Annotated in this window: 9 protein-coding genes; 6 read left to right on the top strand and 3 right to left on the bottom strand. The window is 72.9% G+C overall.

Going from position 1 to position 10,956, the window contains the following annotated elements; genetic code table 11:
* The first annotated feature begins 83 nt into the window (after positions 1-83).
* Positions 84-854, top strand: coding sequence for a CDP-alcohol phosphatidyltransferase family protein (locus ACWD3C_RS04770; RefSeq protein ID WP_451140082.1), 771 nt, complete (start codon positions 84-86; stop codon positions 852-854).
* On the opposite strand, the gene ACWD3C_RS04775 is transcribed toward ACWD3C_RS04770, so the two are convergent.
* Entirely contained in the window at positions 820-1,329 is a 510-nt protein-coding gene (locus ACWD3C_RS04775) for an adenylyltransferase/cytidyltransferase family protein (RefSeq protein ID WP_451140084.1), read from the bottom strand. The genes ACWD3C_RS04770 and ACWD3C_RS04775 overlap by 35 nt on opposite strands.
* Positions 1,330-1,460: 131 nt before the next feature.
* Here ACWD3C_RS04775 and ACWD3C_RS04780 point away from each other — a divergent pair, with 131 nt between their 5' ends.
* From ACWD3C_RS04780 to ACWD3C_RS04790, 3 genes are read left to right on the top strand one after another with little or no spacing between them, the layout of a single operon-like run.
* Positions 1,461-2,744 carry a glycosyltransferase family 4 protein gene (locus tag ACWD3C_RS04780; protein WP_451140086.1) on the top strand — a complete coding sequence of 428 codons (1,284 nt, stop codon included), beginning with the start codon at positions 1,461-1,463 and terminating at the stop codon, positions 2,742-2,744.
* 17 nt (positions 2,745-2,761) lie between these two features.
* The gene (locus ACWD3C_RS04785) at positions 2,762-4,498 is read left to right on the top strand and encodes a lipopolysaccharide biosynthesis protein (RefSeq protein WP_451140088.1); all 1,737 of its coding nucleotides are present in this window, start codon (positions 2,762-2,764) and stop codon (positions 4,496-4,498) included.
* A 17-nt stretch (positions 4,499-4,515) separates the two neighbouring features.
* Positions 4,516-5,778, top strand: a complete 1,263-nt coding sequence (locus ACWD3C_RS04790) for a hypothetical protein (RefSeq protein WP_451140403.1) — start codon at positions 4,516-4,518, stop codon at positions 5,776-5,778.
* 664 nt (positions 5,779-6,442) lie between these two features.
* Here the strand turns inward: ACWD3C_RS04790 and ACWD3C_RS04795 are convergent.
* The gene (locus tag ACWD3C_RS04795; protein ID WP_451140405.1) at positions 6,443-7,939 is read right to left on the bottom strand and encodes a hypothetical protein; all 1,497 of its coding nucleotides are present in this window, start codon (positions 7,937-7,939) and stop codon (positions 6,443-6,445) included.
* Between the two features lie 494 nt (positions 7,940-8,433).
* Here ACWD3C_RS04795 and ACWD3C_RS04800 point away from each other — a divergent pair, with 494 nt between their 5' ends.
* Complete coding sequence (locus ACWD3C_RS04800; protein WP_451140090.1) at positions 8,434-8,973, top strand: WcaF family extracellular polysaccharide biosynthesis acetyltransferase; 540 nt, start codon at positions 8,434-8,436, stop codon at positions 8,971-8,973.
* Positions 8,974-8,984: 11 nt separating this feature from the next.
* A complete protein-coding gene (locus tag ACWD3C_RS04805; RefSeq protein ID WP_451140407.1) occupies positions 8,985-10,115 on the top strand; it encodes a glycosyltransferase in 1,131 nt (376 codons plus the stop codon).
* On the opposite strand, the gene ACWD3C_RS04810 is transcribed toward ACWD3C_RS04805, so the two are convergent.
* The gene (locus tag ACWD3C_RS04810) at positions 10,094-10,807 is read right to left on the bottom strand and encodes a hypothetical protein (protein WP_451140092.1); all 714 of its coding nucleotides are present in this window, start codon (positions 10,805-10,807) and stop codon (positions 10,094-10,096) included. The two genes, ACWD3C_RS04805 and ACWD3C_RS04810, sit on opposite strands and share 22 nt — an antisense overlap.
* Positions 10,808-10,956 lie beyond the last annotated feature (149 nt).

The following is a 10,956-nucleotide window of genomic DNA, read 5'->3' on the forward strand; positions in this document are numbered from 1 at the left end:
CGGTTCGCCGTACCGCTCGGAGCGGTGCATATGGGTGCTGCCATCATGAACACACGTACGTATGGAAACCACAGGGGGTGCTGATGACGGAGGTGAGCGACAGAGCCGCCGGGGCGGGGATGTCGTTGGGTCAGGCGCTGGGGCGTCTGAAGGGGGCGCAGAAACGGGCCGCCGGGGTGTCGCTGTACTCCAGGTTCGTCAACCGGCCCACGGGCCGGTTCCTCGCCGCGGGCTCGTACGTCGTCGGGCTGACTCCCAATCAGGTGACGCTGATCAGCGCCGCGTTCAGCTTCGGCGGCGTGGCGGTGCTCGGGTTCGCAGAGCCGTCATGGTGGACGGGCGTGCTGGTGTGGCTGGCGCTGGCCGTCGGGTTCGCCTTCGATTCCGCGGACGGGCAGCTGGCGCGGCTGCGGGGCGGCGGAAGCCCGGCGGGGGAGTGGCTGGACCACGTGGTGGACTGCGCGAAGATCACGGCCCTGCACACGGCCGTACTGATCACCTTCTACCGTCACCCGGGGCACTTCGGCACCGGCGCCGACGCATGGCTGGTGCTCCCCCTGGTGTTCCTCTTCGCCGCGATCGTCACGTTCTTCGGTGGTCTGCTCACCGAGCAGCTGAAGCCGAAGCCCGCCCCGGGCAGTGCCCCCGTACCGCCGTCGACCGTGCGCGCGGTGGCGCTTCTCCCGGTCGACCACGGGGTCTTCTGCCTGGTGTTCCTGCTGCTGGGCGGGGGACGGCTGTTCCTGTGGGGGTACGCGCTGCTGGGCGCCGCGGCGGTGCTCTATCTGCCGCTGTTCCTGGCCAAGTGGTTCCGGGAGCTCAGCCGCCCGGCTGCAGCCGGTGCGGGTGGCTAGCCGTCTCCGGGGCACCGGCGTGATCCGCCGGGTGCCCCGCCCGCTGCGTCAGGGCGTCGAGCGCCCGGCGCAGCTGTGTGCTGGAGGTGTGCACGGTGTACGGGAAGTAGACGATGTCGACGCCCACCGCGGCGAAGTCGCGCTCCAGCTTGTCCCCCTTGGGGGTGCCGCGCCAGTCGTCCCCCTTGAACAGGACGTCGAAGCGGACCTGCTGCCAGGTGTCCAGTTTGTCGGGAACGGTCTCGACGAAGGCCGCGTCCACGTACTTGATGTTGCGGACGATCTCCAGGCGCTCGATGAGCGGGATCATCGGGCGGCGGCCCTTGGCGAGTTCGGCCATCTCGTCCGACACCACGCCCGCCACCAGGTAGTCGCAGCGCTCCCGGGCGTGGCGCAGGATGTTCAAGTGCCCTATGTGAAAGAGGTCGTAGGCGCCCGGGGCATATCCCACCCGGTACGTCTTGCGTTCTGCCACGACGGATTCCCCCCTGATGCGGTCCCTCCCCATGTGTCCCGGTCGACACTACCGTGACCGTGCATGTGAGTGATGGACAGGTGAACGATTAGGGTGCACGGGCAATCGTTTCGTCACCAGGGGGGCACACGATGGGCGAATCAGGACCGGCCGGGCAGACCGGCACCGGACGGCACAGACGCCTGCTGCTCGTGTCGACCAACTACGCGCCCGAGCACACCGGGATAGGGCCGTACGCCGCCCAGATCGCCGAGCACTGGGCGGCGCGGGGCCATGAGACCCATGTGCTGGCCGGCATGCCGCACTACCCCTCGTGGTCGGTGGACCCGGCGTACCGGGGAAAGTGGCGGCACACCGAGGTCCGCGAGGGCGTGACCGTGCACCGCAGGCGGCACACCGTCCCGCGTCGGCAGACCGCGGTGCGACGCGCGCTGTTCGAGGGCTCGTTGCTGGCGCACAAGCTCGCCGCCCCGCCGCGGATGCCGCGGCCGGACGCGGTGGTCGCCCAACTGCCGAGCCTGGCGGGCGGCGTGGCCGGGGCATGGCTCGCGGCCCGCTGGCGGGTGCCGTACATACCCGTCGTCCAGGACCTGATGGGAGCGGCGGCCGCGCAGAGCGGCATCGAGGGCGGGGACCGGGCGTCGGCCGCGGCGGCACGCGTCGAGGCGTACGTGCTGCGGCGGGCCAGCCTCGTCGGCGTGATACACGACACGTTCACTCCCAAGGTCACCGCCCTCGGTGTGCCCCCCGAGAAGATCCGCACCCTGCCGAACTGGTCCCATGTGGCCGCCCCCTCACGGCCGCGGGAGGAGACCCGGCGGCGACTCGGCTGGGCTCCTACGGACACCGTCGTCCTGCACTCCGGGAACATGGGGCTCAAGCAGGGCCTGGAGGTGCTGGTGGAGACCGCGCGCCTCGACCCCGGGGTCCGCGTGGTGCTCATGGGGGACGGCAACCAGCGCCGGACCCTGCAGCGGCTCGGGGACGGCGTCGCCAACCTGGAGTTCCTGCCACCGGCCCCCGAGGACGACTTCCCCGACGTGCTGGCAGCCGCCGATGTGCTGGCCGTGACCCAGCGGGCCTCGGTGCTCGACATGAGCGTGCCGTCCAAGCTGACCTCGTATTTCGCCGCCGGACGGCCGGTCGTCGCGTCCGTGGCGGACGGCGGTGGCACCGCCCTGGAGGTACGGCGCTCCGAGGCCGGTGTCCTGGTGCCGCCGGAGGACCCGGCCGCCCTGCTGACAGCGGTACGGGCGCTGGCCGGCGACCCGGAGACGACCGAGCGGCTGGGAGCCGCGGGGCCACGCCATGTGGCCGCCCATCTGAGCCGGGCAGCGGGACTGGCCCGCTATGACGCGCTCCTTGACGAAGTACTGTCAGGGACGCGCGAGGCGATGAGGGGGGTCGGTACATGACACAGGGACAGGGTGGTATGACGGACACGGCGCCGGTGACCGGGGTGGAGGACGAACCGGACCTGCTGCGGGACCAGTTCCGGCAACTGTTGCGGTATCCCCGGCTGATAGCCGGCGGTGTGCTGTTCGGTCTCCTGGGCGGGGCCTGGCTCGGCTACAGCACGTCCGACACGTACGTGGCCACCAGCGACGTGGTGGTGCGCGCCGCGACCCAGGACCCGTTCAATCCGACCGTCGCGGCCGACAAGACCCTCGACATGAACACGGAGCGGCAGGCCGCCACCAGCAGACGCGTGGGCGAAGGCGCCGTGGACGCGCTCGGCTTCCCGGGAGACGCGGACACACTGCTGGAGGGTCTCCAGGTCACCAACCCGCCGCAGTCGCAGGTGCTGAGCTTCAGCTACACCTCCACCGACCCGCAGGTGTCGGCACAACGCGCCAACGCCCTCGTCCAGGCGTATCTCGACGACCGCGAACAGGACACCGAGCGCACCCGGGACACCATGATCAAGGGGCTGCAGCAGCAGCTCAACCCGGTCTCCAAGCAGCACGACGAGCTCGCGTCGAGTCTGGAGAACGGCGGCGGCACCGAGGCCGACTACACCGTCAAGGCCAACCTGCTCAACCGCATCACCGAACTCGGCAACCAGATCAACAAGCTGAAGTCGCTCGACATGACACCCGGCAAGGTGATCAAGGACGCGACGGTTCCCGCCTCCTCCGACGGCCCCGGGTGGGCACTGTCGCTGGGGCTCGGCGGCGCCGTCGGTATCGCGCTCGGCCTGCTCATCGCGTGGGTACGGCTGGTGTTCGACCCGGCGGCGCGTTCGGAGGGGGACGTGGCACGCGCGCTGCGCGCCCCCGTCCTCGGCTCGCTGCCGCGCACCCGGGACGTCGATCCGCTGCTGACCGAGGACCGGCAGGACTCCCCGCTGGCCGAGGAGTACCGGTCGATCGCCTACCGGCTCGCCTACGACCAGCGCTTCGCCGACCGGCGACGGCTCCTGGTGGCCGCGCCGCGCGGCTCCAGCCGTACCGCGGCCGCCGTGGCCGTCAATCTGGCCGCGTCGTTCGCCGAGACCGGCAAACGCGTGCTGATCGTCGAGGCCGAGCTGCGCCGGCCGTCCCTGGAGGGGCAGTTGCAGGCCCGCGAGATCGGCCGTCCGTCCTGGGGACACAGCGCGGAGTCCGACGACTGGCCGGGGCCGCGCAGGCTGACCGTGGACGCGGGCGAGTCGGGAAGCTTCGACCTGGTGCCGGGCGCCCGGGTCCGCAATGTGGCGCGTGCGCTGACCTCGCCGGAGATGTCCCGGCTGGTGGAGGAGGCGGACGACCCGCAGGTGACCGTGATCGTGCTGACCCCGCCGGTGTTCGCCTACGCCGACGCGCTGGCGCTGGTCGACCGGGTCGACGGCGTGCTGGTGGTGTGCGACCCGCGCGGGGTGCACCGCTCCCAGCTGGCCCGGCTGCGGGATCTCATCACCGGCGCCGGAGGCACCGTGCTGGGCACGGTCATGCACCGCGGGCAGCGGGGCAAGGCCGAGCAGGGGCAGAAGAACAAGCGGGGGAAGCGGCGCGGCTCCGCCGAGGACTCCGCCCGCCCGCCGGTGGCCGCGAACGAGGCCATGGAACCGTCCCGGCCCGCCGCGAACCGCCGACACGACGACCGGGCCCCCGGCACCGAGGAAGCCGATCTCGGCGACGGCTCGACCACGATCGCGCTGCGGGCCGTCGTACCGCCCGATCGCTCGTGAGCGCAGGATCCGGCGCACTGCGCGGGCGTACGTCGGTGATCGCGTCGGTGCTCGACCAGGGCGCAGCCGGGCTGACCAACATCCTGGTGCTCGTCCTGGCCGCACGGCTGTCGACGGCAACCGGGTTCGCGCAGTTCTCCATGGTGTACCTGGTGTTCACCGTGGTCCTCGGCCTGTTCATGGCCTATGTGGGGCAGGCGCTCGTCCTGGTGAGGGGCGATGCCGACCAGGTCGCGGCGGCCTGTCGCTCGGCGCTGGCGTTCACCGCGGTGGCGGCGTTCGCCCTCGCGGCGGTACTCGCCGCCGCCGGCGGGGCGGCTCCCCCTTCCGGGCGGGCGCTCGCCGCGCTCGGCGCGGTCCTGCCGGTCGTGCTGCTCCAGGACGCCGCCCGGTACTGCTTCTCGGTGCTCGGCCGCCCCCATCACGCGCTGGCGGCGGACGGACTGCGACTCACGTCCACCGTGACGACGCTGGCCCTCCAGCCCGACGGGGCATCCCCGGCCCGGCTCGTGCTGGTGTGGGGGCTCGCCGCCCTCCCGAGTCTCGCGGTGGCCGCCCTGCTGCTGCGGCGCACGCTGGCCGGGGCCGGCACGGATCTGCGTCAGTACGTCGTCCGCGGCCATCTGGGACAGCGCTTCGCCGTCGAGTTCGCCGTCGGCAACGGTTCCAGCCAGCTCGCGGTGCTGGGGCTGGGGGCGCTGGGCAGCCCGCTGGCGGTGGGGGCGCTACGCGGTGCCTCCGCGCTCTTCGGGCCGCTGAACGTGTTCTTCGGCGCCGCCCAGGCGTTCGGCCCGCCCCTGCTGAACCGGCTCGGCGGGGGGCGAGCCGTGGTCCGGGCCACCGCCCTGCTGGGCTGTGCCCTGGCCGCCGTCGGCGCGGCGTGGGGTGCGGTGTGGTGGCTGCTCCCGGACGACTGGGGGCGCCAGGTCCTCGGCGACACCTGGCCCGCGGTCGCGGAACTGCTGTCGGCGTCCGGCACGCAGTACACGCTGATGGGCTTCGGAGTGAGCGCCCTGCTCACCCTCCGGGTGCTCAGCCCCCGCGAGACCCTCCCCGTCCAGGTCGTCTTCTCGCTGCTGTCCGTCGGTCTGATGTACGCGGGCTTCGCCTGGGCCGGAGCGTTGGGCGCGGCCTGGGGCCTGGCCTCCGGCTCCGCCGTGAAGGCACTGGCCGCGTGGTTGCGCGTACTGCGGGTGCGCCGACGGGGGGAGACGTCCGGCCCGGACGGCGGCCCCTTCTCCCCGCCACCCGGCCCGACCGCCGAGCCGGCGAGCCGCTGAGCCGCGCGGGAGCGTTCTGAGCCGCCTGGTCCCGCCGAGGCCTCCAATCCCGCGCAGCCCAGCCGGGGCTTCCGGGACCGCCAGGCAGTACCTGGCGAGCCGCTTCACGCCCGGGGACCTCTCGGACCACTACCGTGCGCTGGACACCGGGGTGCTCACCGGCGGTCGTCCTCGGTTCCTGTGCTGGCTCACGCCGCCTGGGCCCGCTCCGTGCGGTTTCTGGCTGTCTGGGCCGCCTCCGATCCTCGCGGGGCTGTGCTGAGTCGCCTGGGGCCGTCTGCGGATCTTGCCGGGGCCGCCCTGCGGTGGTGTGGCGGCGTTCCAGAAACAGTGGCGGTGGTCCTCGGCCTCTTGCGCTGTTTGGAGCCGCTTGGGCTCGGCCCCGCGCCGTTTGTGTCTCTTCTGGGCCGTCCCCGCTCCCTCCAGGGGCTCCTTAGCCGTTCCGGGGGATCGGGGCCGGCCTGCGACGGCGTGGCCGTCCTCGGCCTCCCACGCCGCAGTCCGGCCGTGTCCTGTGCCCGCCCCGCGCCGTTCCGCGCGCCTGGTCGCCTGGTCGCCTGGTCGCCTGGTCGCCTGGTCGCCTGGTCGCCTGGTCGCCTGGTCGCCTGGCCTGCTCCCTGCCGCCCTGATGGGCCGCGCCGCGGTGATGGACCGTGCCGAGCCCTCAGCCGAGCCTCGCCCCCCAGTCCCGTCGGTACGTGGCGATGAGGGCGAGGCACATCGCGGCGATGGCGACGCGGCCCGTGGCCTGGAGGAGTGGGCCGCGGATGAGGATGAAGGAGTAGCCCGCGATGAGTGGGGCGGTGATCAGGAGGAGGCTGCCGGGAGGGGAGCGGCGGACGGCACGGCGGGCGAGCCGGCGGTCGACACGGGCGGCGCCGTAGCCGATGGCGGCCAGTCCGCCGGTCATGCCGACCGGCCCGAAGTCGAGCCACAGTTCCGCCCAGACCGGCGAGGACAGGTTCGTGTTGACCGTGCCCATCCACTCACCCACCAGCACACCCGTGTCGGTCGGCTTGTCCTCCCAGACCGAGCGCGGGACGGCGAACAGCAGCGAGCCCGCCAGCTGGTATCCGTAGGAGTGTCCGTGTCCGGACTCCGCATAGGTGATCGTGTTGGCGAACATCCCGACCTGGTCGTAGTCCTTGAGCGCGAGTGGCTCCAGGAACGACGTCGTCTCGACCCGCCGGGTGTTCTGGTCGTCGTACCGGAACCGGTCGGCGAACGGGAAGACCAGCAGCGCGACCACCACGCCGAGGGTCAGTGACATCCGGTACATCGCGGCGCTGACCGGAAACACCGTGAACAGCAGCGCGAACATCACCGTGAGGAACCAGTAGCGCGGGTTGGAGATCGGGTTGTTGACGATGACGTTGAGGACGACCAGCGCGCCGAACGTCGCGACCACCGACCAGGTCCTGCGGGCCCGCCGGGACGTGACGAGCCAGCGGGCGTAGACGAGCAGGGCGATCAGCGGCGGCACGGTGCCGAAGCCCCGCAGCAGGGCCTGCCCCGCCTGGGAACCGTCGCCGGAGAGCCCCGACTCCTCGACGCTCGCGATGATCTCCTGGCGGCTGCTGAAGAAGACGCCGAGGCCACCGAGCTTGACGATGAGGAGGGCGCCGCAGGCGAACGCGGCCAGCGTCAGCAGGAACAGGCGCCTGCGGTGGATCAGCAGGGGCCGGGCGTCCGCCGCCGTGGCATCCCTGCCTGCCTGTCCGCCCTGTCCGCCCTGTCCGCCCTGCCCGCGCGCCCGGCGGCGCCACGGCGGGCGGTACCGGGCGAGCAGCGCTCCCACGTCGAAGGCGAAGCAGCCGAGCAGCACCAGGGCGACGGCCTGGACGAGATCCTCGCGGGGCCCGACGACCGGGGTGGGCACACGTCCGAGGACCGCCTGGGCTAGGGGGGCCACCCCCATCGCCATGTAGCAGAACATCCAGAAGGACGCCTGAAGCAGCTTGCGTCGGGTGGCGAGGACCATGGCCGACAGCCGGACGCCGCAGTACACGGTGAGGACGAGCTGCAGCCAGAAAGCCGCGTCCCGGGGGCCCTGACCGGACTGGGACACCACTACCAGCGGCAGGAAGCACGCCAGTCCCAGCACCAGGGGCACCGCCAGTGCCCGGGAGAGCAGCGTGCGGGGAGCGAACACGGGCGGCAGCGGAACGGCGCTGTGCGTGGTGCCCGCCGCGGAACCGTGCGTTTTCGGTGCCGTGATGTCGGCCCCCACTCCGTACCCCCATTCGCCCCGGTTGCCCGACGGTCTCCGGTCGGCGCCCGGTCCCGCGCAGTCTAACGAGCCCGGCGCCCGGCGCTGCGCGGGTCCTGTGCGGAGGCATGCGCCGACAGCGTGGAGGGGGGTGGTATGTGTCGGCAGCGTGAGAGCCTGTGTCATATCCCCGGATCAGCGCACGTCGTCTGGTGTGTGCGATCGCAAGGCGCCGGAGCGCCCTCATGGCGGAGCCACGTGGGCGTTTCGGCAACGCGGCGAGCGTGCGTGCCAGGCGGCGTGCGCCCGGCCGGGGATATGACACAGGCTCTGAGAGGGGGCATGTGGTGACAGCGTGACAGGCGTTAGCCTGGGCCCCGTCGCGCGGCCGCATCGCGCGTCTCGACCGGTGGAAACGCCGCGGGCACAGGGGGGAGTCCGGCGTCATGCGCGATCTCTCGGCATTCACGCTGACCGGGTACGACAAGGGGCGCGGCACGCTGACCCAGGCGCTGTGGTTCGCCGTGCAGAACCTGGTGTTCGGCGCATGGTGGTGTCCGGCCCGGCTGCGGGTCGCGCTGCTGCGCGCGTTCGGTGCCACCATCGGCGAGAACGTGCTGATCCGGCACCGGGTCCGGGTGCTGTGGCCGTGGAAGCTGACGGTGGGCGACAACTCCTGGATAGGAGAGGGCGCCTGGCTGCTCAACCTGGAGCCGATCACCATCGGCGCCCATGTGTGCGTCTCGCAGGAGGCGATGCTGTGCGCCGGCAGCCACGACCACCGTGCGGCCGACTTCCGCTACCGCAACGCCCCCATCACGGTGGAGGACGGCGCGTGGATCGCCGCCCGTGCCACGGTGCTCGCCGGGACCCGCGTGGGGCGTCACGCCGTCGTCGGCGCCGGTTCGGTCCTCCACCGCGACCTGTCCGAACTGACCCTGCACACCGCCGACGGCGAGCGCCGCCCGGTGAAGGAGCCGATGTGAGCACGCCAGGCCTGCGGGTGCTGCACGCCGTCACCCTGCACTCCCCGACCGGAGCCTTCGGCGGCCCGGTCCGGGTCGCACTCAACCTCTCGCACGCGCTGCGGGAGCGCGGCCACGCACCCCGGCTGCTGGCCCTGGCCGACGGGTTCGGCTCTCCGCCGCCCACGGACGTGGAAGGGATTCCCGCCCGGCTGTTCCCCGCCCGGCGGCTGCTGCCGCTCGGCTTCAGCGGCATCACGTCACCCGCGCTGCTGGCAGGGGCCGGCCGGCTGGTGCGCACCGCGGACGTGGTCCACGTCCACCTCGCCCGCGACCTGGTGACCCTGCCCGTCGCCCTGGCCGCGCTGCGGGCCGGTGTCCCGCTGGTGCTGCAGACCCACGGCATGGTCGACCCCAGCGACAGGCTCCTGGCCAAGGTGCTCGACGCGCTGGCCGTGCGACGGCTGCTGCGCGGCGCCTCGGCGGTGCTGCACCTGACCGCGCACGAACGCCGCGGCCTCGACGCCGTGCTGGGGGTTCCGCTGGACAACGCCGTGCGGCTGGTGAACGGTGTGCCGCGGCAGGGGGAGCGCCCGGTGCCCGCGGGACCGCCGAGGATCCTGTACGCGGCCCGCCTGCAGGCGCGCAAGCGGCCCCGCGACTTCGTGGCGGCCGCCCCGGAGATCCTCCGGCACCACGCCGACGCCCACTTCGTCGTCGCGGGCCCCGACGAGGGCGAACTCCCCGCCGTACGGGAACTGATCGACAGCCTTGGGCTGCGGGACCGCTTCAGCTGCGTCGGGCCGCTGAGCCCGGCGGAGGTGCTGGACGAACTGCGCCGCGCGCACGTCTATGTCCTGCCGTCGGTGGACGAGCCCTTCCCCATGTCAGTGCTGGAGTCGCTGTCCGTCGGCACACCGGCCGTGGTGACCATGTCGAACGGGCTCGCCGGCGCCGTCCGGGAGGCGGGCGCGGGACGGGTCGTGGAGGACGCGGCAGGGCTCGCGCCCGCGGTTCTCGACCTGCTGGAGCCGGGTGCTGCCAAGAAGGCGTCGGCGGCCGCCCGTGCGCTGGCCGCCGACGCCTTCTCGATGGACGCCGTGGTGGAGGAGTTGCTGGCCGTCTATGGCCGGGCCGTGGCTCAGGCCCGTACCCAGGCGTAGCAACCGGACGAGACGAACTCCGCCGCGCCGGACGGGATAGCCAGGGCGTGCGGGGCGTCGTCGCCGCCCGGCCCGGGCCCCGAAGCCAGCTCCCTGCCCTTGGCGTCGGTGACCGTCCAGAGGCAGTCGGGGCCCGCCGAAACGGTTCGGTAGCGGCCGGGCTCCGGGTCGGCGTGCGTGCCGTCCGGGTAACCGCCCTCGGCCGCGTCCAGTACCGGCTGCTGCTTCGGGCAGAGGTGGGTGATGGCATCGGCGGCGTCCCGGATCTCACCGGAGACGATGGCGCCCACGGCCGCGTCCTTGTCGCGCTTGGCGGTGCGCTCGATCCGCTGGCACGACTCGTGGCCGACCTCCAGTACGGCGGCGGGCTCGACCGATTCGGGCACCCGCCCGCTCAGGTACTCCTTCTCCTTCTTGGTGAACGAGCCGGTGGCGGGCTTCAGCTCCGAGTCGGGACGCACGGGCGCGGAGGAGGAGGTGGACTCCGAGGGCGCCGGACTGCTGTCCGTCCCCGAGTCCTGCTCCTCGGCGAGACGATCGGCTGCCGAGAGCGTCGAGGTGGAGGCCGAGGCGGACGGGGCGGACGGGGCGTTCGCGCCCGTGTCGTCGTCGGACGACGAACAGCCGGCCACGGTCAGCACCGCCGCCAGCAGCAGGGACGCCGCGGCCGGGCGCCGGAGGTGGTTACGCATGGGTTGCTCCTGCTCCGGTGATCCCGCGGTGGGGCGGCGCCGGGGCGCCCCCCCCCCCCCGGGCCCCCAGTGGGACCCCGGGCCCCCCCACCCCCGCGCCCAACGGTGGATGACCGGCGGCGGGTGCTCGGGGGCCCCCCCCCAAAGGG

The organism is Streptomyces sp. NPDC002845, from assembly GCF_053591955.1.